Genomic DNA, 25,598 nt, shown 5'->3' on the forward strand with positions numbered 1-25,598 from the left:
CCTTATTTAATATTTTTATGCTATATTCTATATTATACTTTCGATATTCTCCATATAACCCCTGTATTAGGTGAAAATACGTTAGGAAATTCCCCTATGTCAGTTGAATAATCTGCTATATACATTGCACTATCGGGTCCAAAAACAACGTCTATTGGTCTTCCAAAGCCTTCCTCTTGTGGAAATCCTGTTTTATTAATAGCAAATGTAGATGTTTCACCTGTATTCATATTTACCCTGACTACCCTATGTCCTACACCTGAACGAATGTAATCTTTTGATTCTTCAAACTGCAAACTGCCAAATTGTGCAACATATGCATCACCTAGAGGTCCAAAGTCTTCATTATAATTAAAATCAAAACCACAGATATTAGCTCCGGCTGGAAAGGTTGCAATTGGAAGCGGTGGAACTGATGGCGGAACTGATGGAACTGTTTCTAACAATAAATCGGGTTGTTTCGCACCTATAGGTGTAAATCGTGGCATTGTTACCGGTTCAGCAGCTACATAATCAGGCCAGCCATACCAAGTTCCTTCTTTAAATAAATGCAATTCATCCAGTCCATTTGCAATTGGCCTGCTTCCTCTATTGTCAGGACCTTGATTTGATATAATCAGTCTATCAAACTTATCGAACTTTACTTGAAATGGATTACGTAATCCCCAAGCAACCATTTCTAATTCAGAACCATCCAGATTCGCTCTCATAATACTGCCGGTAGCCAACGTTCTGCCCTCTTCCATCGTATACTCATTCGTATTTGGGACACCAAAAGCAGAAAAAGCACCTGTATAAGCAGCTTCTTCAGCAGGTATTAATATATTTTTTGTTTTATAATTAATTCCTTTTAAAATCACCGGGGAACCAACGAAATCATGAAAAAATGGATGTTCAAATAACCACTTATTATCCAAACCAACGATACCTGAATTCGTAGCCGTTCCCTGACCGTAATACATTTTATTGTTCTTGCTTATTTCCACTCTATTATTACCAAAATCTCCATTACTAGGTAGTCCACTTATGATATCTTCTCTCATTCCGTCCTCATGCAAAACGGTAATAACTCCTTTATGTGAAACAAAAATTCTACCATCATAATAATTAATTCCGGTAATTGGTATATGAAAATCTTCTGCCACCTTTTCCAGCTCACCATTTTTTAATAATAAAACCTGAGCATTCCCTGACGCTTCACCAGATTCTGCAATCAACATATCTCCTTCCTCATTAAAATCTAATCCAACAGGAGTATTCAATCCTTGTGCAAACACTTCTACCTGGTAGCCCCATGGTACACTAATGACATCGGGATCTAATATTCTTGCTTGCTTTTCATTTTGTTGTATGTAGAGTCTTTCATTTAATATAAAATTATTTTCATCATACATTAATATCTCTCCAATTATTTAATACTATAATATATGAATTTCCCCAGATTTAATGTCATTACTAGTATTACTTTTACTCAAACAAAAATACCGACATATTCAGCAATTAATTACTGATGTCAGTATTTTTGTAGATGAACTATAACAATTCTTTTAATATTTGATTTACGAGACCAGGATTTGCTTTTCCTTTCATAGCTTTCATAGTCTGTCCTACCAGAAAACCAATTGCTTTTTCTTTACCATTTTTATAGTCTTCTACAGATTGAGGATTCTCAGCGATAATCTTTTCTATTGTAGAACGAAGTTCTCCCTCGTCATTTACAGTTTTTAAACCTTTCTCTTCTACGTACTGATTGGGATCGATATTATTTCTGAAAATTTCTTCAAATACTTCTTTGGCAACTGTACTATTAATGGTACCACTCTCAGCCAATTCTATGAGTTTTGCCAAATTTTCCGGTGCAAAAGAAATATCTTCCGGTTCCATATCATTTTCCTTTAATAACCGCATTGTCTCTACCATAAGCCAATTAGAAACTTTTTTCGGTTTCTGGCAAATCGCAGAAGTCTTTTCAAAAAGATCTGCCAGTTTTTTAGAACCCGTTATAATTTGTGCATCATATTCTGGGATATCATATTCTTCTTTATAACGTTTTAATTTTTCTGTACGTAACTCCGGCTGATTTGCACGTATACGTTCTAACCATTCATCACTAATCTCTATCGGTACTAAATCCGGTTCCGGAAAATAACGATAATCTTGAGCGTCTTCTTTGGAACGCATTGCAAATGACTGCTCTTTATTGTCATCCCAGCGTCTTGTTTCCTGAATTACTTGCTTTCCTTCTTCTATCAACTCTATCTGACGTGCTCTCTCTCCTTCAATTGCCCTTGAAATTGCTTTAAAAGAGTTTAGATTTTTCATCTCCGTCCTCGTTCCATATTCTTCAGCTCCAGCTTCGCGAACGGAAAGATTAACATCCACTCTCATAGATCCTTCCTGTAATTTACAATCAGAAGCTTCTAAATACTGAACAATAAGTCTTAGTTTCTCTAAATATGCAATAACTTCTTCAGCAGAACGCATATCCGGTTCCGAAACAATTTCAATCAAAGGCACACCGGAACGATTATAATCTACTAATGAACAATTTTCCCATTCATCATGAATTAGCTTTCCTGCATCTTCTTCCATATGAATTTCATGGATTCCAATCGATTTGGTGCCTGTAGAAGTCTCAATTTCTATTTTTCCATCCCGGCAGATCGGCAGATATAACTGTGAAATTTGATAATTTTGCGCATTATCGGGATAGAAATAATTTTTTCTATCGAACTTACAATATTGAGTAATTTTACAATTGGTAGCAAGTCCCACTGCGATTGCATATTCTACTACCTGTTTATTAAGAACAGGCAAAGAACCTGGCATACCAGTACATACCGGACAAGTATGCGAATTGGGAGCTCCCCCAAATTCGGTACTGCAGGAGCAGAAAATTTTCGTTTTGGTCGCTAATTCGACATGGACCTCAAGCCCAATGACTGTTTCATATTGTTTTGCCATTTCTACACCTCCTCACTATGTTGATCCCATTCAATTTTTCCTCTAGCTTTTTCATACGTATAAGCTGCTTGAATGATTTTCTTTTCCTGATAACAATTGCCTGTCAGCTGAAGCCCGATAGGCAGACCTTTTTCATCCTTTCCACAAGGAAGGGTAATTCCCGGAAGACCAGCTAAATTAGCAGAAATAGTATAAATATCACTGAGATACATTTTCATCGGATCATTTAAAGATGAGCCAAGCTTTGGAGCTGTAGTTGGTGCTACAGGTCCCAAAATCACATCATATTTTTCAAATGCTGTATCAAATGCTTTTTTAATTAAAGCTTTCGTCCTAAGTGCCTTTAAATAATAAGCATCATAATATCCTGAACTCAGTACGAATGATCCTAGCATGATTCTGCTTTTCACTTCTTTTCCAAATCCTTCAGAACGAGTCTTTTTATACATGTCATGAAGTCCATCAAATTCATTTGTGCGGTAACCATATTTAATGCCGTCAAATCTTTCCAAATTTGAACTGACTTCTGCCGCTGCTATCGTATAGTAAGTTGGAATGGCATACTCAACTAATCCTAAATCAAACTCCTCTACAATTGCTCCCTTATCTTTCAAGACTTTAGCTGCATTTAATATGGCTTCTTTTACTTGCGGAGCCAGCCCCTTCATGAAATAATCTTGAGGAATTCCTATTTTCATACCTGTTACATCATTCACCAAAGCTTTCGTAAAGTCTGTATCCTCTCTTTTTATGGACGTAGAATCTTTTTCATCATGAGATGCTATCACTTCTAATATAGTCGCACAATCTGTCACATCCTTTGCCAATGGTCCTATCTGGTCTAAAGAAGATGCATACGCAATTAATCCATAACGTGATACTGTGCCATAAGTCGGCTTCATTCCTACTACTCCGCAATAAGATGCCGGCTGACGTATGGAGCCACCTGTATCTGATCCTAAAGCGAAGAAACACTCTTCTGCTGCCACAGCAGCCGCTGAGCCTCCTGAAGACCCTCCAGGTACATGTTCCGGATTTCTTGGATTTTTGGTTACTCCATAAGCCGAGGTTTCTGTTGTACTTCCCATTGCAAATTCATCCATATTGGTCTTTCCTATAATAATAGCTCCTGCTTCTTCCAATTTAATAACTGCTTCACTCGAATAAGTAGGAATGAAATTACTTAAAATTTTGGAACTGCAAGTAGTAAGCATATCCTTAATACACATATTATCTTTAATTGCAACCGGAACCCCTGCCAGAGGTCCCGTCAAATTACCGGAATCTATTTGCTCCTGCACCTGTTTCGCTCTTTCTATTGCTCTATTTTTTGCTATCGTAACATAGCATTTATACAATTCTTCCTTCGCTTCTATTTGTGAAATTACTTCTTCTACTGCTTGAAGAACGGTAACTTCTTTTGCCTTAATTTTAGCTGCCAGTTCGACAGCGGTCAAACTCAAAATACTCATTACGTCCTCCTTACTCTACTGTACGTGGTACTTTAAACATACCATCTTTGACTCCCGGTGCATTTTTCAAAATATCTTCTCTTTGATCTTCATTTTTGATAACATCTTCTCTAAATACATTATTGATTGGAAATACATGACTCATAGGTTCTACTCCTGTAGTATCCAATTCATTCAATTTGTCAAAATAATCAAGCATATTTCCTATTTCTTTCTTAGCCTGTTTTTTTTCCTTGTCAGTAAGTTTTAGTTTAGACAAGATACTGACATATTCTATTGTTTCATCACTGATTTTATTTGCCATTTCGTCACCTTCCTCTTATGGTTCTAATCGATTCAAATCTCTTGGAAATAAAGTAGTCTCTCTTACATTTTCTTCATCTAAGAGTTTCATGGTCAAACGTTCTAATCCAATACCTAATCCACCATGTGGCGGCATTCCATGCTTGAACGCCATCAAATAATGTTCCATACCTTCTGTTTCCATACCACGTGCCTTAATTTTATCTAATAACATTTGATAATCATGAATACGCTGCCCTCCTGTAGTTATTTCCATTCCTTTAAACAATAAATCAAAACTTAATGTAAATGTTGTATCTTCAGGATCATCCAGCGCATAAAAAGGACGCTTTTTGGACGGATAGTGGGTTACGAATACAAAATCAGCATCCATTTCTTCTTTAAAATAACGACTGATTAAAATTTCTTCTTCCGGCTCTAAATCATATGGATTACGAATCGGTCTGTCATATTTTTCTGATACCAACTCTTTTGCTTTATCGAATCGTACACACGGAATTTCATCTGTTTTTGGAAGATTTAATCCTAAAATCTTAGCTTCTTTTTCATAATTCTCTTCAATTAACTTCATAATTCTTTGAAGGCATCCGGTTTCCATCTCCATGATATCTTCAAAACTTTCTATATAACCCATCTCAAAATCCAGAGATGTATATTCATTCAAATGACGCTTTGTATTATGCTTCTCTGCCCTAAATACCGGTGCTGCTTCAAATACTCTGTCAAATACACCTACCATCATCTGTTTATAGAATTGAGGGCTTTGTGCCAAGACAGCAGGTTTATGAAAATAATCTAGTTTAAAAATATTGGCTCCGCCCTCTGCACCTTTTGCACCGATTTTTGGTGTATGGATTTCTGTGAAGCCCTGTTCGAATAAAAAATCTCGAAACCCTCTTACTACGGCTTCTTGTATTTTAAATTTTGCCCTCTCTTTAATATTTCTAAGAGCTATGGGGCGTAAATTCAAATTTGTTTCTAACGATGTATTCATCTTCCATTTTGCAATAGGAATCGGCATAGTTTCTGCCGGTTCTGATAAAATCGTGATCGTTTTTAGTAAAATTTCAATTCCATTCGGAGCTTTTTCTGATTTTGCAACAACACCCATAACTTCAACAGTAGAAGCTTCTTTCAGGTTTCGTAATTCAAATTGAGTTTCCCCTTCTTCAAATACACATTGTAACAAGCCTTCCCTTTTACGCAGGACTACAAAAGCAATATTTCCCATATCACGAATTGTATGCACGGCTCCGTTAACTTTTACCTGAGCACCTTCCATTCCATTGATCAATTCACTTAGTTCTTTGTTTTCTTTTGGCTTAACACCTGTCATAAATTCCATAATGACACCATTCCTTTTCAAATATTTGCTTCCAAGGAGGTATTTAAAACTAAAAAAACCGTCCCTGGAATACATGACATATTCCGGGACGGGACTATACTTTTCCCGCGGTACCACCCGCATTGAGAAATAAATCTATTTCTCCACTCTAAGTACTTAACGCGTACAACGTACTGACCTACTCTAAATTTTTCAACCAGTCTGCTCCAGAGTGTTCCCTTATACTAATTCCTCATGAAGACGCTCTCAGTCGGTGACGTCTTCTTCCTGTCAAGTTCCATAATACAGAGTCTCTTTCCTCGCATTTACTATTGTATCCTAACACAATTATTTTTAAATTACAATAAAAAATTAATTTACTTTTGTTTTTAACAAATTTTACTATATTTTTTTCCTCATTTTAAAAATCTATCTACCCTCATTAACATCCCGGATTTTCTAATGCAATAATTTTATCCGTATACTTTTGTATAAAATATTCCTGGTTTTGTGAAATTAACAAAAGAGTTTTTATAAATTTATCTATTTCTTCGTAAGTATTATACAATCCAAGACTAACTCTGACCATGCCAGGAAGTTTTACATTTTTATGATTAAAATAATATTCCATATCACTTTCAGAAAGCCCCAAAAGTCGTTCACAATAAGGGTGTGCACAGAAAAATCCATTTCTAACAGCAATACCAGATTCATTTGCAAGAATAGTTGCCATTAATTGGTGAGAGATATTAACCATATTAAAAGGAACAATACTAACCGTATCTTCTTTACTGGTATCACTATAAAAACATATCCCTGGAATATGACTCATTTTTTCTACCATGTAGTCATATAAAGCCTTTTCATAGCTAAATATTTCATTCATTCCTATAGAAATAAGAGTCTGTATAGCTGAACTTAATGCTGCTACCCCCATAACATTTGGTGTTCCTGCTTCGTCTTTTAGCGGAGGATCAGACCACTGTATCTTGCCGTGTGTATATAAACGAAATGTACCTCCTCCAAGTATAAGTGCTTCACTTTTTTTGAACACTGTTTTGGGACCAATGAGTACACCAATTCCAAAAGGTGCATACATTTTATGTGCTGAAAAAACTAAAAAATCAATATGCTCAGGGGTATTGAAAGGCATCATATCGACAGGAATATGAGGAACCATCTGGGCTCCGTCAACCATGATCTTAGCACCATATTTATGTGTAATGGATGCTATTTCATGTATCGGATTTATATAACCTGTAACATTAGCAGTTCCAGTGATAGTGACCAGTTTTACACTACCTTTGTATTTTATCAATTTATTTTCTAAGTCATTTAGAGATAAGCGTCCCAAAGAGTCAATTTCTATATAATCCAAAAGAAATTTACCTCTCCAAGGCAAATCATTAGAAGCATGTTCCATCCAACTTGACAGAACTACATTTTGATGTTCGGTTTGCTGGGATAAAACATAAGAAAGTAGATTTATGGACTCCGTGGTATTTTTTGTAAATATAACTACATCTTTATCCTTATCGGCATGAACAAAATCCTGAACCAGATATCTTGCATTATCATAAACTTTTGATGATAATTCAGATTTATATCCTGCGCCTCTATGTATTGATGAGTACCACGGCGCAAAATTATTTATATCGTTGAGTACTGAACAAAATGGAGGTGTAGTTGCTGCATTATCAAAATCAATGGAATGTACATACTCTCCATTAACTATAGGAACTTCTACTTTTTCACCTACAACAATATTATTTCCTATATTATTATTAATTGATCGCATTTAATTTTTCTCTTACTTTTATTTTTGACTAGTATATGTTATTTTAAAAAATACATGACTAAAATTCTATTATGAAAAACCGCCCCTAGAATATTTTTCATATTCTGGGACGGCATATTATTATAAAGCTTTAATTCGATTCATTGCTTCTACAGTATTCTCATAACTTCCAAATGCAGTAAGTCTGAAATAACCTTCTCCACTTGGCCCAAATCCTGATCCAGGAGTTCCTACAACATTTGCATTCTCTAATAAATAATCAAAGAAATCCCATGATTTCATTTTATTTGGTGTCTGCAACCAGATATATGGCGCATTGACACCACCTGATACTGTATAACCTGCAGATTTCAAACCATCATAAACTAATTTAGCATTATTCATATAATAAGCTACCTGCTCTTTTAACTGTGCTTTTCCAGCTTCTGAATAAACTGCTGTTCCCGCTTTTTGAACAATATAAGGTGCTCCATTATATTTGGTTCCATGACGTCTTGCCCAAAGTGAATGTAAAGAAACATCACCAGCTTTTAATTCTTTGGGAATAACAGTGAATCCCAGACGAACACCAGTAAATCCTGCATTTTTGGAAAAACTTCTGAGTTCAATGGCACATGTTCTTGCTCCATCACATTCATAAATAGAATGTGGTACATCCTCCTCGGAGATATACGCTTCATATGCAGCATCATATATAATGACAGCTCCAACTTTATTCGCATAATCTACCCATTCTTGTAACTGCGCTTTATTCACGGTAGCACCAGTAGGATTGTTCGGAAAACAAAGATAGATGATATCCGGTGTTTCTTTTGGCAGTTGAGGTGCAAAATTATTTTCTGCCGTACATGGCATATAAATTACATTGCTCCACACTTCTGATTTAGTATCATAAATTCCGGTTCTTCCTGCCATTACATTACTGTCTACATATACCGGATAAACTGGATCACAAACAGCTATCTTATTTTCCTGGCTGAAAATTTCCTGAATATTACCGGAATCACATTTGGCACCATCTGAAACAAAAATTTCATCTGCGGAAATATCACATCCATGATCTTTGTAATCATTTTGAGCAATTGTAGTACGTAAGAATTCATAGCCCAAATCAGGTGCATATCCTTTAAACGTCTCCGCATTACTCATATCATCAACTGCACCATGTAATGTTTCAATTATTGCCGGTGCCAATGGCTGGGTTACATCTCCTATTCCCAGACTAATAATCTTTTTCTCTGGATTTTGCTCCTTAAATGCAGTGACCTTTTTGCCAATTGTAGAAAACAAATAACTTCCCGGCAATTTTAAAAAATTTTCATTAATTTTAAACATGTGTTCCTCCTAGTTTTAATATTATATTTGAATTTCACCATCAAATACAATGGTTGCGGGTCCTGTCATATAAATCAGGTTCTCTTTTTTATCCCATTGTATTTGCAAATCCCCGCCTAGTAAATGAACTGTTACTTCATCATTCGTATAACCATTTAAAATACAAGCTACAACTGTCGCACAGGCTCCGGTTCCGCATGCAAGCGTTTCACCTGAACCTCTTTCCCATACTCTCATTTCAACTGTCTCTTTATCAATCACTCGAACAAATTCAGTATTGATTCTGTTCGGAAATCTTTCATGATTTTCAAACTTAGGTCCAATTTTTTCCAAATCTAGATCTTTTATATCATTTACAAAAATAACTGCATGTGGGTTTCCCATTGAAACACAAGTCATATGATATGTTATCCCTTCGACATCAATAGGTTCGTTCATTACTTTTTGATTCTGTGATTTAACAGGTATTTTATCTGCAGCCAATTCAGGCGATCCCATGTTGACTTTAACAGATTCTACTTTCTCATCTTTTACATTGAGCTCCAGATATTTAATTCCTCCCAGAGTCTCAACACTTATTTCTGTTTTTTCTGTTAATTTATAATCATATACATATTTAGCTACACATCGAATCCCGTTTCCACACATTTCACCTCTGGAACCATCTGCATTATACATAATCATTTCAAAATCTGCAACCTTTGATGGATGAATTAAAATAAGTCCATCGGAACCAACTCCAAAATGTCTGTCGCTGATAAACCTAGCCAACTCTTCCGGGTTTTCAATTGTTTCTTCAAAACAGTTCACATATACATAATCATTTCCAAGTCCATGCATTTTTGTAAATTTCATATTTTTCTCCATTCTATTATCTTAGCTACGCATTAGGCTTAATACCATCTGAGCCGTTTCGATCAAATTCACTCCATTGTCCATACTAGACTTTTGTATATAACGATGGGCTTCTTCTTCTGTCATATTATTTCGTTCCATTAAAAGCACTTTTGCCTCCCAAAGAATTTCCTTATCCTTTTCATTTCTTGCTTTAGGCTTAGAACGAAGTTTTTTCTTGCGACGCTCAATATTATACTCCATCATTTCTACGGTACTCACCAAATCATGTACCTGAATCGGCATAGTCAGAGACATAATATTCGTTCCTAAACATTCATTCAGTAAATGTTTGGAAGCAACCAGTAACATTTCAAAATTTCCGGGAAGATAATCTCGTAATTCTGAATATAGCATATCTGAATATCGGTATCCACATACCAAAATACCATCATCCAGACTATCAGCACTTTGAATTGCCTGGGCACCCGTTGTACACACAGCCGCAACCGAAAAACCACTTCGAACTAAAATATTCTTTATATTCTTGGCATTTTCTAATTTAGAAAACAGCACTACAATATTTGCCATGTATACACCTCCTGTTACTCTCTTACATTCCTGTTGTAACTGAAAGAGATCTTTTTAACTCCTAGGTTTTCTCCCCCGTGTATACATTAAAACTTATAAAGATATTGTTCCAATTCCCACTCTGATACCTTCTGACAATAGTCTTCCCATTCTTTTGTTTTTGCTTCTATATACTTTGTTGAAATATGTTCTCCCAAAACATTTTGAATAAATGTATCTGCCTTAAACTCATCAATCGCTTCTTTCAAAGTTCTTGGAAGTGATTGGATTCCCACTTCTTTCATCTCTTCCTCTGTCATATTGAATATATTACCATCAATACTTTCAGGTGGCATGATTTTATTCTTAATCCCTTCTAATCCTGCTGCCAAACATACAGCAAGTGCTAAATAAGGATTACAGGAAGGATCCGGATTTCTTAATTCTACCCTCATCTGATTACTGGAAACGGCAGGAATACGTATCAATGGACTTCTGTTTCTAAGAGACCAGGCAATATGAATCGGTGCTTCATATCCCGGTACAAATCTTTTATACGAATTAACTAATGGATTTGTAAAAAGTGTCATACCTTTCATATGTTTCATGATTCCACCAATAAAATAATAAGCTTCTTCGCTTAAACCATTCGTGTCAGCACTATCACCAAAAATATTCTTTCCCTCTTTAGATAAAGACATATTGATATGCATACCTGAACCATTGATACCCATCTTCGGTTTCGGCATAAAAGTTGCATACAGACCGTGTCGCTTGGCTATCGTCTTCACAACTAATTTGAATGTCATAATACTATCAGCGGTCTTCAAAGCTTCCCCATATTTAAAATCAATTTCATGCTGGGCAGGAGCAGCTTCATGATGAGATGCTTCAATTTCAAATCCCATTTCCGCTAAGGTAAGAACCATATCTCTTCTTGCATTTTCACCAAAATCAGTTGGACCCAAATCGAAATAACCGGCTCTCTCATGACTGACTGTCGTCGGTTCTCCATTATCGTTTATGTGAAATAAAAAAAATTCACATTCGGGACCCACATCAAATCCAAATCCTAATTCTTTCGCCTGTTTGATCATATTTTTCAAAATATATCTTGGATCACCTTCGAACGGAGTCCCATCCGGATAATAAATATCACAAATTATTCTTGCTACTTTACCTTGCTGAGGTCTCCATGGAATGATTTCAAAAGTATCCAAGTCAGGATATAAAAACATATCTGACTCTTCAACCCTCACAAAACCATCAATCGCCGCACCATCAAACATACACTTATTATTAAGGGTATCTTCCAATTGATTCGCTGTAATGGCTACATTCTTCAAAGCTCCGAAAATATCCGTGAATTGGAGACGGATAAATTCAATATCCTCTTCTTCTACGATACGAATAATATCTTCTTTCTTGTATTTGTTCATCCTAATCTCTCCTTTTAGACGGTAGTCAGTATATTTCCAAACTCCCAATTGTATTTATGTTACTATCATTTTCGAAGTAACAGAAAAAAAGGATTTCTCTTCTATTAAGAGAACCATCCTTTCCCATTATCCTGATCCTCAGGCAATACCTTCTATAAATAAAGGTCCTCAATAGCAGAGAACCCCTTTGTTCTTAATAAATAATATCAATGAAACTGTCTTTTGTCAACCTTAAGACTTTTCCTGAATAAAGCTTCTTTCTACCGTAATCTTGCATCGGAACCTATTGTCTATTTTCTGCAGTTCTTCTTCTATAAAATGTTTTATTTCTTCATCTTGATCTTGTTGATATGTTCTTGGTACTACCAAATCAAAAATCAAATTAATTTGTGTCGTTCCTCCAACATATCGAAAATCATGAATTGAAAATTTAGGATCTATCTTTTCAACTTTCTGTTGCACTTGTTCCCGCACTTGAAGGATTTTCTCATCTTTTACTTCAACCGGATCCATATGAATTACTAAAAAAATTCCTAATTCTTTAAAAACATCTCTTTCTATCATATCCACTAACTCATGAGAATCTTCAATATCCGCATCTTTAGATACTTCTGCATGTATTGTAGCCATATTTCTTGATGGTCCATAATTATGTACGATCAAATCATGACTACCAACAATTCCTTCATAACTTTCCACTTTTTGAGTAATCCTTAAATATACTTCCGGCGGCACTGCCTGGCCAATCAATGGCTCTAATGTCTCTCTTGCAATCCCTATTCCAGCCCAGATAACTACCAGCGAAACTAATATCCCCGCATAACCATCAATCGCTAAACCAGTCAGATATCCGACCAGAATAGCCACAATCGTAACACTTGTAATAATAGCGTCTCCGAATGCATCTGTAGAAGTAGCCTGTAAAACGTTTGAATTTATCCGTTTACCTAATTTTCTATAAAAGAGCCCCAGCCACAACTTAATAATTACAGAAACTACCAAGATAATAATAGAAGATATTTGAAAAACAATCTGCTGTGGATGTCTGATCTTATCAAATGAATCTTTAAAGAATGAAAACCCGACTTGAAGTACCAAAAATGCAACTACAAAAGCAGCAATATATTCCATTCTGCCATGTCCAAAGGGATGCTTTTCATCCGCAGGTTTTTCTGCCATTTTGATTCCGATAAAACTAATTACAGCTGATGCGGCATCCGATAAATTATTAAATGCATCCGCAATTACCGCAATACTGTTTAACAGCATACCCACAGCTAATTTACATGCAAATAAAAACACATTACATAAAATTCCTACGATACTTGCTAAAACTCCATATGCAGTCCGCACTTTGACATCATCAACATTTTTCTCATTTTTAATAAATAATTTCACTAATAAAGACGTCATACGCTACTCCTAATTCTTCATAAAATTCAGTATCTCTTTATACACCATAGAGCCCCCGAACAAATCCAAGGCACTCCCGATAGTAACATCCAATTTGCCTTTTCCAAGTTCTCTTAACTCTTCTAAATCTCCGAAAGTTCCAATTCCTCCTGCATAAGTAATCGGTATTCCATTCCATTCTCCTAATATAGAAACTAATTCCTTTTCAATTCCCGAAGCTTTTCCTTCTACATCTACAGCATGTACCAAAAACTCATCACACCATTCAGAAAGCTTGTCCAGTAGTTCATGAGTAACTATTTCCTGTGTGAACTTCTGCCATCGATCTGTCACAATATAATAGTTTCCATCTTTTTTTCTACAGCTTAAATCTAATACAAGATGCTTTTTACCTACTGCTCTCTGCATTTTCTCCAGATTATCATAGTTGATCTTTCCGTCTTTAAAAACAAATGAGGTGACTATCACATGCGTGGCACCATTTTCAATATAAAAAGCTCCATTTTGGTCATTGATACCGCCTCCAATCTGCAGACCTCCCGGATAGGCTTTCAATGCTTTCACTGCCTGTTCCCTACTCGCTTCATAATACTCCGAATTCTCGGAATTCAATAAAACAATATGTCCGCCTTTTAAATTATCTTTTTTATAGAAAGAAGCATAAAAAGAAGCATCACGACCGGAAACAAAATTCTCTTTCGCATAATCTCCTTTATCCAGCAAAGTCCCTCCTACGATTTGCTTCACTAATCCATTATGTATATCAATACAGGGTCTGAATTTCATCCAAAACCTCCCTTTTATTTTCTAGTTTTAATTATAGCGAAACTTATTAAAAATACAAGTATACTTTTTTCTCTACTCCATAAATTTATTTATTGTAATATTTTTCTATTTTTTTAAATTTATTTTAACATTATTTGTACTTTTGCCCATTCTTTTCTTGTTGTGTTCCATAATATTGGAAATATTGACTTTATTTTCGCATTTTTTAATAATATTTCTTGCTGTTTTCACAATTTTGTATTAAAATATAACTAACGACGTTATTGTAAGTTACTAAATTTTTATTTTTTATATATTAATGAATCGAGGAGGACATTATATGATTACTTTAAAAAATGGGGAAATTGATTTAACCCAGCTTAATGTAGAAGACATAATAGATGTAAATGTATTACAGAGTTTTTTGGACAACTTTGCATTAGGAATGAATTGTGCCGCTGTATCCGTAGATCGTGATGGAAAGGAAATTACAAAACCAAGTTATTATCGTGAATTTTGTCAGAATTACATACACAGATCCCCTGTTGGTGACAAAGGATGCGCTGTCTGCCATAACAAAATGGGAGAAGAGTCTGCCAAAATTGGACGTCCCTTTATCGGACCATGTCATGCAGGTCTTATAGATTTTGCTGCTCCAATTATTGTAAAAGGAGAGTTATTGGGAACTGTATTAGGTGGACAAATTCTAGACAAAAATCCTAATGAAACAAATATCCGAAAAGTAGCAAATGAGCTTAACCTTCCAGGAGACGAGTTGTGGAGTGCTGCACAGAAAATTGATATCGTACAAAAGAAAAATATTGAAGCTGCTGCTGAAGTATTATTCATCGTTGTAAATGCTCTTGCTCAGACCGGGTATAATCGTGTAGAAAATGAACTTTTATCTACAAGCTTAGCCGAAAACTTTATGCAGATTTCTACCACCGTTGACATCCTGGCTGAATCTGCACAAAACATCACAACAAGTCAGCATGAATTAAGTACTGAGATTAATGAAATTAATAATGTGACACGTCAAATTTCACAAGTATTGGTTGATATCACAAAAGTGGCAGATCAAACAAAATTAATCGGAATCAATGCTTCCATCGAAGCTGCCAGACTTGGAAATGATGGGCGCGGTTTTACTGTCGTTGCCAACCGTATCCAGAATTTGTCTGAAAGCACAAAAAAAACAGCCCAACTGATTAATTCACTGAATGCGCAGATTTTTGATAAACTTGATACTACTATAAAGAGTTCGAGTTCCACTTTAGCTATTACCGAAGACCAATCTGCTGCTATGGAAGAACTGTCTGCTACCGTTCAAAATTCTGTCGACTTAGCAGAAAAGCTGAAAAAAATTTTTGAAATGTAATAGAACCAAACAAAAATACTCTTGGTTGGAATCATTTCCATACTAAGAGTATTTTCTTTATTAAACTAAAATTATTTATGTTTATTATTCATTATTTGCATCATCTGCATTTTCAGTTACATCATCTGCAGCTTCATCAGCACCATCTTTTAAATCTTCAGCTGTGTCTTTAACATCATCTGCTGCGTCTTCAGCTGCATCTTCAACAGTACCATTTTCATCTGTATCATTCACTGTATCTGTTGTATCACCATCTGTTGTTGTATTATCATCTGCAGTACCGCCTGTTGCTCCGCCTTTGTCCGCTGCATCCTCTGTTGTAGTCGTATCTGCGCCTGCATTATCATCCTTATCTTTATCAGTACAAGCGGTTAAAAAACAAAACATAGATGCCATAAGTACAACAAAAATTAATTTCTTTAACTTCTTCATAAATAAATTCTCCTTTATATTTATTCTATGTCTATAATATGTTCATAATGGAAAAATTTATTCTTAATATCCAAAATTTTTAAGATTTATTTAGATGTAGTGGATTGATCTGGTGTTTCATCTGGTGTCTGTTCTTTTTGCTTCAAATCTTCTAACGTCTTTTGAAAAGCAGTTGCAGTTGCAGTATCTACCGCATATACTGTTTTTTGATCCTTTATCGCTAAATAATAGGAACTTGTGGTATTATTAATATCACCAATTAATATGACCGTAGAATTTCCGTTTTTATCTTTTATCTTAATCGTTTGAGATGGAGTATTTAAACCATAAGCAGCATAATTTTGATCCGATTTTTCAATCAAACGCTCCGCTTTTAAATCATCTACAGTTCCTAGCATCGTCTCTATATCTGCCTGTACAAGCTTTATATTTTTATCTTGTTGACAAAACCAAGTGTCTCCATCTTTTTCAAAAACATAATTACTTCCATTATAATTATAAGAAAAACTCGTTATATTACTTGTTGGAATTTTTAATACTGTAATTTGTTCCGCTTTTTCTTTTGCTTCTTTCTTCTTGGTCTGATTTTCATTTATTTTTTTTACCCCTGCATAAGCGATTAATAAAATAATAAATGCCACACCCATTATAATAAGGTGCTTTACTTTCTTTGACATTATTTACGTCTCCTCCTTAACCAAACAACAATTCCTGCTATAATGACAGTAATTGGTATCACGATCATTAACAATAAACTCCAGAAATTAACTTGACCTGCTGATAATACAAGCTTTTGAGTATCCAAACTTTTTGAATGTATTGCAATACCGCTTTCATGTTCACACATCCAGCTTAGTCCATTTATAGCAAAATCTTCATTGGCACCAGCTACTAATTGATTAATATCATCCACAAAAAATTTAGAAGATGCTAAATAAATTAAATGGGATTCCTTATCCTTAAGTTTTTTCGTTGCTGCAGCTGCTACATTAAATGTACCGGTCTCGTCAGAATCTTCTTGAACCAGAGATGTATCATTCCCTTCTAATACTTTTTTATAAGCTTTATCAGAAGTGGTCAATAAGCTTGTTGTGCTTATATTTTTATCTTTTGATTCAACAAGTTCAATTGCTCTAGACTCTGGAACAATAACCCTTAGGTTTTCTGAAATCAAATCGCTCGTCACCTTATGTTCTGTTAAATCCGGAACTAAATAATATGGATATTGATTTACAAAATGGCTATTATCATTTTCAACGATAAGTCCATCTTTCACTTTCATTTGATAAGAGCCCAATATTGACTCTAAATTTTTTAAATCTGTTTTTTCATACCCGGAAGCAATAAAAATGTTGCCTCCTTTTTCCAGATAAGCATTTATCTTTTTCAATTCGCTCTCTGTTAAGTCTTGCTTTGGTGCCATAATAAAGAGACAATCACAATCCTTGGGAAGCGTTTCTGAAGTAACTAAATTTACAGATTTAACTGAAATGTTCTGCTTTTCAATTGCACTGATATAAGCTGCAGACAATTTTGTTTCTCCATGTCCTTCTAATTCATAAACTACCGGTAAATCATTCGTAGTTACATAATCAACACCACTTGTAATCTGACCTTCTCCATCGAAAGAAGTCGTTTGTTGATAAGTTGCGCTATCCATTGATGATGCATAAATAGAATCATATGGAATTACTTTAGAACGTTTTTCGCTTTTGATAATAACACTATTCTCTTTCAATGTATCCGAGGTATAATTTGAGGCAAAGTTAGGATTCGTCGCCGGATCGATTTCCTCTATTTTGATACGGGAAGAACCTGCTTTATATCGTTCTAACAGTGCTGATATCGTCTTATCTTTATTTTTTTGTTGTGTTATCTGGTAAATAGTAACGTCCTCTGATAAATTAGAAAGTATTTCTTTGGTCTGTTTAGAAATCTTTGTCAGCTTTTGTGTACTGACATCAAACTTTGTATAATTAGCAGGTATCGCATTTACAATTAAATTAAGAACAATAACCATTGCAATGGCTATCACAGCTAAAAGCGTACTGTAAGAACCGTTTTTAAACTTCTTTGTTTGAAACATATCTTTTTTGAATATCATTTAATATCTCCCTCCTAACTCCAGCGTCTTTTTTGAATCGCCTGTATTGTCAAAAACAAAAATAAGCTTGTTAAAGAAAGGTAATAAACCACCCCAGTGACATCAAAAGTTCCGCCGGCAAAATTGGAAAATTTCTCTGTTACATTAAGAACACTTAAAATATTTGTTAATTTTCCAGCAAATTTGGAAGAATCAATGACATATAAAATAATGCAGATAATTGCACCTATCGCACTTACACCTGCTGCCAGAATGTAATTCTGTGTCATATGATATAAAATATATCCTATAATGATCAAAATTAAAATGAGACCAACAAGTGAAGCAAATGCAGTACCCGAAATAAATGAAGTGATTCCATTCATCATAAACATGATCAAAAGTAGAGCGAAGGATAACACCGCTGCAATTACCTGGCTTTCCGTTAAAGAAGAAATAAACATCCCAATAGCTAATGCTAATGCTCCAAATAAGAAAAATCCTAAAATTGCTGTATAAGACATTTTAAAGTTCACACTTCCAAAAGAAGACAAAATGACCGGATAAATACAACATAAAATAACAGGTAACAAAAATACCGTTAAAAGAGCCAGATATTTTCCTATAATTATATCTGTATTTCGAACAGGAGCAGTTAATAACATCTGATCTGTTTTCAACCTTCTTTCATCCGCCATGATCTTCATCGTCAAAATTGGAACAATGATTAAAAATACAAAAATTGAGCTTGATAACGTATAACCGATTTCCGGATAAGCGTAATTTAAATTATACGCAGTGAAATACAAGCCAATTACAAATAACAAAAACCCAATGAATAAGTACCCCAGCACGGATGTAAAGTAGGATCTTATTTCTTTTTTATAAATTGCTTTCATTTTGTTCCTCCTCCTCTACTTTAACTTCAACCTCTTCTTGTAAATTTTCCGGTATCTCTTCATTTATCTGCTCTTTGCTTGTTAATTCTAAGAAAACATCCTCCAAAGAGATTTTTGTTGAATCCATCATTAGAATCGGACATCTTTGCTCAGCAAATGTAAAAAAGAGTTTTTCTCGAATATCCGTCTGACTTTTCATTTGTATTTTAATATCTTTAGAACCGGATTCCATTGATTTGGTAATTTGATAGTCACGTATCTCATTTATACTGTTCAACACAGATTTAATCTTTTCAGTACTTCCTTTCACTGTTAAGACAACTGTATTGGAACCGGCCATCAATTCTCCTAAATGTTCCGGAGTATCACTGGCAACCAATTTTCCATTGGAAATAATTAAAACATGGTCGCATAAAGCACTCACTTCTGATAGAATATGAGAACTCAAAATAACGGTATGTTTTTTACTCAATTCTTTAATTAAATCTCGTATTTCAATTATTTGCTTTGGATCAAGTCCAACGGTAGGTTCATCTAGTATAATTATCTCCGGATATCCTAAAATCGCCTGTGCAAGTCCAACTCTCTGTCGATACCCCTTAGATAAATTTTTTATCAATCTGTCTTTTACGGAGTCAATCTTTGTTAACTCCATCACTTCGTTTATCATTCTTTTTCTTTGATCTTTGGGAATCTTTTTGAGTTCTGCTGCAAATTGTAAATATTCTTTTGAGGTCATATCCATATATAATGGGGGAATTTCCGGTAAATACCCAATTGCTTTTTTCGCATTTTCCGGTTCTTCAAAAATATCATGACCGTTTATTAATACCTGCCCCTCTGTAGCTGAAATATAACCCGTTATAATATTCATGGTCGTAGATTTTCCAGCGCCATTAGGACCCAGAAACCCATAGATTTGGCCCTTTTCTACTGTAAAATCCAAATGATCTACAGCCAAATGGTTTCCATATTTCTTGACTAAATTTTTTACTTCAATCAACGATTTTCCCTCCTGACTTTCCTTTTTAAAACCTACTTTAAATTACCAAAAAAATGTGTTGAATATTCCAACAATGTGTGTTTTTTCTGTGAACGTATAGTAATTATCTTCAAAATCAAGAAAAAAAACTAATTTAATACAAAACAAAAAAGGAAGCTGCGCTCCAAATTAAGATTGCAATTTCCTTTACTTGTTTTATTTATGATACATCTGTTTCATTTATAATTCCGGTACGATATGCTTTTAACAATTCTTTTAACTCTTTTATGCTCTCACGTATTTGCTCTCCTGTATCTGTATCTGCAACCAAGCGCCGACGCATAACCTGCTCAACGACCGTAGTCTCAGAATGGATATCAGTTTCATTTTTGATTACTTTCTCTAAAGATTCGAATGGTTCATGAGCAACCAGTCTAAGACCGTAAGAATTATATACTAAGGTATAACCTGCTATTCCGGTTTTACTTTGATAAGCCTTTGAAAGTCCTCCGTCAATAATCAATACTTTACCATTACATTTTAAAGGTGTCTCTCCCTTTTTCAATTCAACCGGCATATGACCGTTGATAATGTGTGAATGTTCTGTATCCAGACCGAATTCTTCCATGATTTTATTCACGAATTCTTCTTCTTCAATTAATGTATAATATGGATTTTTTTTCTCTGCCTGAATTTTTTTGTCGGATAAAACATAACGCTCAAATGTAGCCATTTTTGTTTTTCCATATACCGGGGAATCTTCGCAGGACCACAAGTACCACAAAATATCTTGTCCTTTTTTTCTTTCTGCCATATCGTCTGCATAATAACCTTTTCTGGCATAACTATCCAAGACATCATATAAGGCTTTTCCACTATATTCTTTGCCATATACATTAACTTTTCTAAATGAACCATCTTCATCAAATGGTACGCATCCATGATATAACAAATTAGAATTGTATACTTTATACAAACTTCCTTTTGAAAATAAAAACCGGATATGTCTTTGCAGTTTCTCACAATTGATAAAAGCGGTCCTTAATCGTTCTACCACTTCTTCCTCACCTGGAGAAAGCGTATACGGATCCTTAGGATCAACGGTCGGAAACTTAATATCCTTCATAGGATAATCCTTACCCTCAACTGTTACAATTCCTTTATCAAAATTAATCTTATCCAAAAGCAGCCTTTTTTCCATACGGAATTCCGGACGGTTCTTGATAAGCTGTCCTTCTAATTTGAATTGGATAATTGTAATTGCTTTATGCATCTTCCGATCCAGCTCTAAGTCTTTTACATTATAATCTTTTTCCATATAATCAATATTAAAACACTCACAAGTGTCCTCTTTATAGGTCTCAAGTGCAAAGGTCGCTAAAGGAATCAAATTAATCCCATATCCATCTTCCAGCATATTTAGATTCCCATATTTGGCTGATAAACGTATGACATTAGCAATACATGCCGTGTTACCAGCAGCAGCTCCCATCCACAATACATCATGATTGCCCCATTGAATATCCACAGAATGATAATTCATAAGTGTATCTAATATAATGTGTGGGCCTGAACCTCTGTCGAAAATGTCTCCAACAATATGAAGATGATCTACTACCAAACGTTGAATCAGATGACTTAGTGCTACAATAAATTCAGGAGCCCTGTGAATCGATAAAATTGTATTTATAATTTCGTTATAATACGCTTCTTTATCTTGAAGATCAGCTTTCTCCGTTATAAGCTCTTCAATAACATAAGCAAAATCTTTCGGCAATGCTTTACGGACTTTCGATCGTGTATATTTCCATGAAACTCTTTTAGAAATCTGAATCAACCGATATAAAGTGATCCGATACCAATCGTCTATGTTTTCTTCCTGTTTTTTCACATACTCCAGTTTGCGTTCCGGATAGTAAATTAATGTTGCTAATGATTTTTTATCTTTATTACTTAAGGTATTTCCAAATTCTTCATCAATCTTTCTTCTAACAGAGCCTGATCCATTTTTCAGAATATGATGGAACTGCTCATTCTCTCCATGAATATCCGTGAGAAAATGTTCCGTCCCTTTTGGAAGATTTAAAATTGATTTCAAATTTATAATCTCTGTTGCTGCAGATGCAATTGTTGGAAATTGCTTAGCCAGACTTTTTAGGTATTTAAATTCTACATTATTCATTTTAATAAGTCCCCTTAATTCAAGTTTTATTTAATTGTACATTTCCCTCTATTACATGACTCATATCATAAAAACCTGCCGGCTTTCCAGCCAAAAATTTTGCAGCCTGTATGGCTCCCTTTCCAAAAATTGCTTTCGTATAGGCAGTATGCTTAAATTCAATCACTTCATCAATCCCGGCAAAAATCACTTCATGTTCTCCTACAATAGTTCCTCCACGGACAGCCTGGATACCAATTTCATTTTTCTCTCTTCTTTTCAGTTCCCTGCTTCTGTCATATTGATAATCATAACGTTGATCCAATGAATCATTAATTGAATCAGCTAAAGCAATTGCAGTTCCGCTTGGAGCATCTAACTTTAATTTATGATGTTTTTCAACTATCTCAATATCAAATCCGGCTGGCACCAAAACTTGAGCAGCAGTCTGTAATAATTTCATTAACATATTGATACCCAATGACATATTTGCTGATCTCAAAACAGCCACTTCTTCACTGGCCTTTTTAATCTTAGCTAACTGTTCTTCTGTCAGTCCTGTTGTGCAAACCACCACCGGTACCTGTTTTTCAATGCTGTAATTCAATAAATCTTCAATCGCTTTCACAGATGCAAAATCAATAATAACATCTGCTTCTATATCACATTCTGCTATATTTTTAAATACAGGATATTCATTTTGAATATGATCTGAAACATCAACTCCTGCAACAATTTCTGCTTCCTGATCTTCCTTTAACAAATTAGATATAACCTGTCCCATTTTTCCATTACAACCATGCATAATTACTCTAATCATACTATTAATCTCCTTTATCCATAAATCGATGGTTTCCGATTGGATACCACCGATTTTATGCTCTAAACTAACTTTATTCCGTATTCTTTCATTGCTTTTGAAAGTCTTTCTACATGTGCCTGCTCAAGTTCTGTCAGAGGTGCTCTTACGGATCCTGTTCCCCATCCCATTAAATTCATTGCCATTTTGACCGGAATAGGATTCACCTCACAGAATAATTCACTAATCAACGGAAGTGCTTTTAATTGTAATTCTAAACTTTCCTGTACATTACCTTCTAGATATTTTGCAGCCATATCATGTACCTGTTTGGGTGCAATATTAGATAATACAGAAATTACCCCTTTTCCACCTGCTGACATGATCGGTACGATCTGATCGTCATTTCCAGAATATAAATCCAGATGTCCCTCTGCTAACTGCATCATTTTTAACACGTTTGCGATGTTTCCACTTGCTTCTTTAACCGCCACTATATTATCTACTGTTTTTGCAAGTGTCGCAGCTGTTTCCGGATTAATATTACATCCGGTCCTTCCTGGTACATTGTACATAACGATAGGTAAATCTATTGCACCGGCTATCTTTGAATAATGCTGAATCAATCCATTTTGTGTGGCTTTATTATAATACGGCGTTACCACTAATACCGCATCTGCTCCATGAGCCTGTGCTTCTTTTGAGAGATAAATTGCTGTTTCCGTACAGTTAGAACCGGTACCTGCAATAACCGGAACTCTCTTGTTTGTTTTGTTTACGGCTACTCTAATACATTCTAAGTGTTCTTCATGTGAGAGTGTGGATGCTTCTCCTGTGGTACCGACTATTACAATACTATCTGTACCTTGGGCAATCTGATCATCAATTAATTCTTCTAGTTTTTCAAAATTCACCTCATAGTTCTCTTTGAAAGGTGTAATAATTGCTACACCAGCGCCTGTAAAAATTGCCATTTTATTTCCTCCTTCTTATGTGATAAGGTTTTGGGCAAAATCCTGCTAAGTAATTTTTATTATAGTAGAACCATACTTTACATTTTATATTACAAGGCCTTTCCTATAATTTAAAAGAGTCGACTAAAATGAGCCGACTCTAAAGATAACCATATTACTAATTGTAAATAATTTACTCTTTAGATAGCCCCCCATCTTCTCAGATGACAGTCATATAATTATTCATTATATGCCCAAAAATGTAACCGCAGAAAATTACATTCTTTCGGCGTTGTTCCCTTTCCTTTATCTTCAACTGTGTCTGCCACATCCAATAATATACTTATGAAAAACGCAACCTCTATCATTTCATTCAATTGTTATACTCACTATAGCATTAATAAAATATATTGTCAATTACTTTATTATCTCTATATTATATACAGAATCTGCTACAGCTATCAATTTTTCATCTAAAGTTCTTCCTGTTAATATCACATTTGTTTCTTCTTTCAATTGAATTAAATTAATTAATTCTCCTGCGGTAATAACCTTATAATCCAAAAGTCCCAGGATTTCGTCTAATATCAAGACGTCACATTCTCCGGTATCCAGAACCTTTTTTGCAAAATTCAAACCATTTTTTATGTTCATCCGCTCTTCTTCCTGTTGTTCTTTCGTTAACTGGTCAAAACATGCATTTGATTTTTCAAAACGGAATAGCTTTATATCTGGTTCTAGTTTACTGATAAAATGGATTTCTTCTTCACTCTTACCTTTCAGGAACTGAATGATAATAACTGATTTTCCCTGGCTTGCTTCCTTTATTGCCTGCCCTAAGGCTGCGGTAGTCTTACCTTTTCCTACTCCACAATAAATTTGAACAATTCCGTTCCCCATAATTACCTCCATCTACCGATTTGGTATCTCATAGTTCAATGTTACAGATATAGGAATTATAATACCACATAACATAACAAAATTGCAAATTTAATCTCAAAAATGTCCTTAAAGCAATTGTACTAATCTAAATATTCTATTTTGCTTACAGAAACTTCATATGCAACTCGCTTTTGAGTTTCTTCATTTTCCATTTTTTTCACGTACTCCCTACTTTGAATTCTTCCCCAAATTTGGACATGTCCTCCAATTTCAAAACGCGAAGCGAATCTTGCATTCCTCCCCCAGCAAATGCAAGGTATGTAATCTGATTTTCCATAGGAACGATTCACAGCTACTAACAGATCTGCTATTTCACGTCCCAATGGAGTCTTGCGGTAAACCGGCTCTTTACAGATATAGCCGTCTAAGAAGATTTGATTTGTTTTCATATTATCTTCCAACTCTTCAAGAAATTCCAGTTCCCTTACAAATACAGACAACACTAAACGGTTCTTTTTTTCCTCGTGTCTGTTATAAGATCGAAACTGTCCGTTTACCTTAATCAGGCTTCCTTCGTAATTTTGTTTTACATCAATGAGCCTTTCTGAAACCATTAGCGGAATGTTATCAGCCATATTGCTAAGTCGGTTTACAGATACCTGAACAAAATAAAATCCCTCCCCGAATACTTCATGGCTGAATTGGAATCCTGATACAATTTCCCCTATAATGGTTACTTGATTGTTTTCAATGACCTTATCTGACATAAATGATGTGCTCCCTTCCTCACAAGCCATCACGCTTATTTCATA

General features: G+C 34.9%; 23 protein-coding genes, 1 riboswitch and 1 other annotated feature. Of the genes, 1 reads left to right on the forward strand and 22 read right to left on the reverse strand.

The window, feature by feature from the left end:
* Window positions 1–32: 32 nt before the first annotated feature.
* From DWV06_RS07765 to hisA, 12 genes are all read right to left on the reverse strand, one after another.
* Window positions 33–1,394, reverse strand: coding sequence for a PQQ-dependent sugar dehydrogenase (locus DWV06_RS07765; RefSeq protein WP_115481614.1), 1,362 nt, complete (start codon window positions 1,392–1,394; stop codon window positions 33–35).
* Window positions 1,395–1,533: 139 nt separating this feature from the next.
* Entirely contained in the window at window positions 1,534–2,964 is a 1,431-nt protein-coding gene (gene gatB, locus DWV06_RS07770; protein WP_115481615.1) for an Asp-tRNA(Asn)/Glu-tRNA(Gln) amidotransferase subunit GatB, read from the reverse strand.
* A gap of 2 nt (window positions 2,965–2,966) precedes the next feature.
* Entirely contained in the window at window positions 2,967–4,436 is a 1,470-nt protein-coding gene (gatA, locus tag DWV06_RS07775; protein ID WP_115481616.1) for an Asp-tRNA(Asn)/Glu-tRNA(Gln) amidotransferase subunit GatA, read from the reverse strand.
* Between the two features lie 10 nt (window positions 4,437–4,446).
* A complete protein-coding gene (gene gatC / locus DWV06_RS07780) occupies window positions 4,447–4,740 on the reverse strand; it encodes an Asp-tRNA(Asn)/Glu-tRNA(Gln) amidotransferase subunit GatC (protein WP_115481617.1) in 294 nt (97 codons plus the stop codon).
* 15 nt (window positions 4,741–4,755) lie between these two features.
* A complete protein-coding gene (aspS, locus tag DWV06_RS07785) occupies window positions 4,756–6,084 on the reverse strand; it encodes an aspartate--tRNA(Asn) ligase (protein ID WP_115481732.1) in 1,329 nt (442 codons plus the stop codon).
* Window positions 6,085–6,165: 81 nt separating this feature from the next.
* Window positions 6,166–6,393 (reverse strand) — a binding site (T-box leader).
* Window positions 6,394–6,505: 112 nt separating this feature from the next.
* Window positions 6,506–7,861, reverse strand: coding sequence for an aminotransferase class V-fold PLP-dependent enzyme (locus tag DWV06_RS07790; protein ID WP_115481618.1), 1,356 nt, complete (start codon window positions 7,859–7,861; stop codon window positions 6,506–6,508).
* A gap of 120 nt (window positions 7,862–7,981) precedes the next feature.
* Window positions 7,982–9,196 (reverse strand): LL-diaminopimelate aminotransferase, encoded by a 1,215-nt coding sequence (locus DWV06_RS07795; RefSeq protein WP_115481619.1) that lies wholly within the window; start codon window positions 9,194–9,196, stop codon window positions 7,982–7,984.
* Between the two features lie 21 nt (window positions 9,197–9,217).
* Window positions 9,218–10,051, reverse strand: coding sequence for a diaminopimelate epimerase (gene dapF / locus DWV06_RS07800; protein ID WP_115481620.1), 834 nt, complete (start codon window positions 10,049–10,051; stop codon window positions 9,218–9,220).
* A 21-nt stretch (window positions 10,052–10,072) separates the two neighbouring features.
* Complete coding sequence (locus DWV06_RS07805) at window positions 10,073–10,621, reverse strand: ANTAR domain-containing response regulator (protein WP_115481621.1); 549 nt, start codon at window positions 10,619–10,621, stop codon at window positions 10,073–10,075.
* A gap of 86 nt (window positions 10,622–10,707) precedes the next feature.
* On the reverse strand, window positions 10,708–12,039 hold the full coding sequence (glnA, locus tag DWV06_RS07810) for a type I glutamate--ammonia ligase (RefSeq protein ID WP_115481622.1): 1,332 nt from the start codon (window positions 12,037–12,039) through the stop codon (window positions 10,708–10,710).
* Window positions 12,040–12,270: 231 nt separating this feature from the next.
* Window positions 12,271–13,452, reverse strand: a complete 1,182-nt coding sequence (locus DWV06_RS07815) for a cation diffusion facilitator family transporter (protein WP_115481623.1) — start codon at window positions 13,450–13,452, stop codon at window positions 12,271–12,273.
* 9 nt (window positions 13,453–13,461) lie between these two features.
* Entirely contained in the window at window positions 13,462–14,238 is a 777-nt protein-coding gene (gene hisA / locus DWV06_RS07820; protein ID WP_115481624.1) for a phosphoribosylformimino-5-aminoimidazole carboxamide ribotide isomerase, read from the reverse strand.
* Between the two features lie 319 nt (window positions 14,239–14,557).
* Here hisA and DWV06_RS07825 point away from each other — a divergent pair, with 319 nt between their 5' ends.
* Window positions 14,558–15,595: a PocR ligand-binding domain-containing protein gene (locus tag DWV06_RS07825; RefSeq protein ID WP_162300604.1), complete on the forward strand. Its 1,038-nt coding sequence runs from the start codon at window positions 14,558–14,560 to the stop codon at window positions 15,593–15,595.
* Window positions 15,596–15,679: 84 nt separating this feature from the next.
* Here DWV06_RS07825 and DWV06_RS18250 read toward each other — a convergent pair whose 3' ends face one another.
* The 10 genes from DWV06_RS18250 to DWV06_RS07875 form a co-directional block, all read right to left on the reverse strand.
* A complete protein-coding gene (locus DWV06_RS18250) occupies window positions 15,680–16,027 on the reverse strand; it encodes a hypothetical protein (protein ID WP_147289841.1) in 348 nt (115 codons plus the stop codon).
* An 86-nt stretch (window positions 16,028–16,113) separates the two neighbouring features.
* On the reverse strand, window positions 16,114–16,704 hold the full coding sequence (locus tag DWV06_RS07835; protein WP_115481627.1) for a DUF4340 domain-containing protein: 591 nt from the start codon (window positions 16,702–16,704) through the stop codon (window positions 16,114–16,116).
* On the reverse strand, window positions 16,704–18,131 hold the full coding sequence (locus tag DWV06_RS07840) for a GldG family protein (RefSeq protein ID WP_115481628.1): 1,428 nt from the start codon (window positions 18,129–18,131) through the stop codon (window positions 16,704–16,706). The genes DWV06_RS07835 and DWV06_RS07840 overlap by 1 nt, the downstream gene beginning before the upstream one ends.
* A gap of 14 nt (window positions 18,132–18,145) precedes the next feature.
* Entirely contained in the window at window positions 18,146–19,009 is an 864-nt protein-coding gene (locus tag DWV06_RS07845) for an ABC transporter permease (RefSeq protein ID WP_115481629.1), read from the reverse strand.
* Window positions 18,993–20,012 carry an ABC transporter ATP-binding protein gene (locus DWV06_RS07850; RefSeq protein WP_115481630.1) on the reverse strand — a complete coding sequence of 340 codons (1,020 nt, stop codon included), beginning with the start codon at window positions 20,010–20,012 and terminating at the stop codon, window positions 18,993–18,995. Before DWV06_RS07850 ends, DWV06_RS07845 begins: the two co-directional genes overlap by 17 nt.
* Before the next feature lie 199 nt (window positions 20,013–20,211).
* Window positions 20,212–22,173: a fructose-1,6-bisphosphatase gene (locus tag DWV06_RS07855; RefSeq protein ID WP_115481631.1), complete on the reverse strand. Its 1,962-nt coding sequence runs from the start codon at window positions 22,171–22,173 to the stop codon at window positions 20,212–20,214.
* Between the two features lie 19 nt (window positions 22,174–22,192).
* The gene (dapB, locus tag DWV06_RS07860) at window positions 22,193–22,972 is read right to left on the reverse strand and encodes a 4-hydroxy-tetrahydrodipicolinate reductase (protein ID WP_115481632.1); all 780 of its coding nucleotides are present in this window, start codon (window positions 22,970–22,972) and stop codon (window positions 22,193–22,195) included.
* Window positions 22,973–23,034: 62 nt separating this feature from the next.
* Window positions 23,035–23,925 carry a 4-hydroxy-tetrahydrodipicolinate synthase gene (dapA, locus tag DWV06_RS07865; protein WP_115481633.1) on the reverse strand — a complete coding sequence of 297 codons (891 nt, stop codon included), beginning with the start codon at window positions 23,923–23,925 and terminating at the stop codon, window positions 23,035–23,037.
* A gap of 176 nt (window positions 23,926–24,101) precedes the next feature.
* A riboswitch (Lysine riboswitch) is annotated at window positions 24,102–24,276 on the reverse strand.
* A 45-nt stretch (window positions 24,277–24,321) separates the two neighbouring features.
* The gene (locus tag DWV06_RS07870; protein ID WP_115481634.1) at window positions 24,322–24,804 is read right to left on the reverse strand and encodes a cob(I)yrinic acid a,c-diamide adenosyltransferase; all 483 of its coding nucleotides are present in this window, start codon (window positions 24,802–24,804) and stop codon (window positions 24,322–24,324) included.
* 122 nt (window positions 24,805–24,926) lie between these two features.
* Window positions 24,927–25,553: a single-stranded DNA-binding protein gene (locus tag DWV06_RS07875; RefSeq protein WP_115481635.1), complete on the reverse strand. Its 627-nt coding sequence runs from the start codon at window positions 25,551–25,553 to the stop codon at window positions 24,927–24,929.
* Window positions 25,554–25,598 lie beyond the last annotated feature (45 nt).

This window comes from Anaerosacchariphilus polymeriproducens (genome assembly GCF_003363435.1).
Lineage (GTDB): Bacteria > Bacillota > Clostridia > Lachnospirales > Lachnospiraceae > Anaerosacchariphilus > Anaerosacchariphilus polymeriproducens.

Excerpts from the sequence above, each read along its gene's own strand:
- gatB (WP_115481615.1), bottom strand. The coding sequence starts at position 2,964 with ATGGCAAAACAATATGAAACAGTCATTGGGCTTGAGGTCCATGTCGAA.
- DWV06_RS07795 (WP_115481619.1), bottom strand. The coding sequence starts at position 9,196 with ATGTTTAAAATTAATGAAAATTTTTTAAAATTGCCGGGAAGTTATTTG.
- dapB (WP_115481632.1), bottom strand. The coding sequence starts at position 22,972 with ATGATTAGAGTAATTATGCATGGTTGTAATGGAAAAATGGGACAGGTT.
- DWV06_RS07845 (WP_115481629.1), bottom strand. The coding sequence starts at position 19,009 with ATGAAAGCAATTTATAAAAAAGAAATAAGATCCTACTTTACATCCGTG.
- hisA (WP_115481624.1), bottom strand. The coding sequence starts at position 14,238 with ATGAAATTCAGACCCTGTATTGATATACATAATGGATTAGTGAAGCAA.
- DWV06_RS07790 (WP_115481618.1), bottom strand. The coding sequence starts at position 7,861 with ATGCGATCAATTAATAATAATATAGGAAATAATATTGTTGTAGGTGAA.
- DWV06_RS18250 (WP_147289841.1), bottom strand. The coding sequence starts at position 16,027 with ATGAAGAAGTTAAAGAAATTAATTTTTGTTGTACTTATGGCATCTATG.
- DWV06_RS07815 (WP_115481623.1), bottom strand. The coding sequence starts at position 13,452 with ATGACGTCTTTATTAGTGAAATTATTTATTAAAAATGAGAAAAATGTT.
- DWV06_RS07765 (WP_115481614.1), bottom strand. The coding sequence starts at position 1,394 with ATGTATGATGAAAATAATTTTATATTAAATGAAAGACTCTACATACAA.
- DWV06_RS07835 (WP_115481627.1), bottom strand. The coding sequence starts at position 16,704 with ATGTCAAAGAAAGTAAAGCACCTTATTATAATGGGTGTGGCATTTATT.
- gatA (WP_115481616.1), bottom strand. The coding sequence starts at position 4,436 with ATGAGTATTTTGAGTTTGACCGCTGTCGAACTGGCAGCTAAAATTAAG.
- DWV06_RS07870 (WP_115481634.1), bottom strand. The coding sequence starts at position 24,804 with ATGGGGAACGGAATTGTTCAAATTTATTGTGGAGTAGGAAAAGGTAAG.
- dapF (WP_115481620.1), bottom strand. The coding sequence starts at position 10,051 with ATGAAATTTACAAAAATGCATGGACTTGGAAATGATTATGTATATGTG.
- gatC (WP_115481617.1), bottom strand. The coding sequence starts at position 4,740 with ATGGCAAATAAAATCAGTGATGAAACAATAGAATATGTCAGTATCTTG.
- aspS (WP_115481732.1), bottom strand. The coding sequence starts at position 6,084 with ATGGAATTTATGACAGGTGTTAAGCCAAAAGAAAACAAAGAACTAAGT.
- dapA (WP_115481633.1), bottom strand. The coding sequence starts at position 23,925 with ATGGCAATTTTTACAGGCGCTGGTGTAGCAATTATTACACCTTTCAAA.
- DWV06_RS07825 (WP_162300604.1), top strand. The coding sequence starts at position 14,558 with ATGATTACTTTAAAAAATGGGGAAATTGATTTAACCCAGCTTAATGTA.
- DWV06_RS07855 (WP_115481631.1), bottom strand. The coding sequence starts at position 22,173 with ATGAATAATGTAGAATTTAAATACCTAAAAAGTCTGGCTAAGCAATTT.
- DWV06_RS07840 (WP_115481628.1), bottom strand. The coding sequence starts at position 18,131 with ATGATATTCAAAAAAGATATGTTTCAAACAAAGAAGTTTAAAAACGGT.
- glnA (WP_115481622.1), bottom strand. The coding sequence starts at position 12,039 with ATGAACAAATACAAGAAAGAAGATATTATTCGTATCGTAGAAGAAGAG.
- DWV06_RS07875 (WP_115481635.1), bottom strand. The coding sequence starts at position 25,553 with ATGTCAGATAAGGTCATTGAAAACAATCAAGTAACCATTATAGGGGAA.
- DWV06_RS07805 (WP_115481621.1), bottom strand. The coding sequence starts at position 10,621 with ATGGCAAATATTGTAGTGCTGTTTTCTAAATTAGAAAATGCCAAGAAT.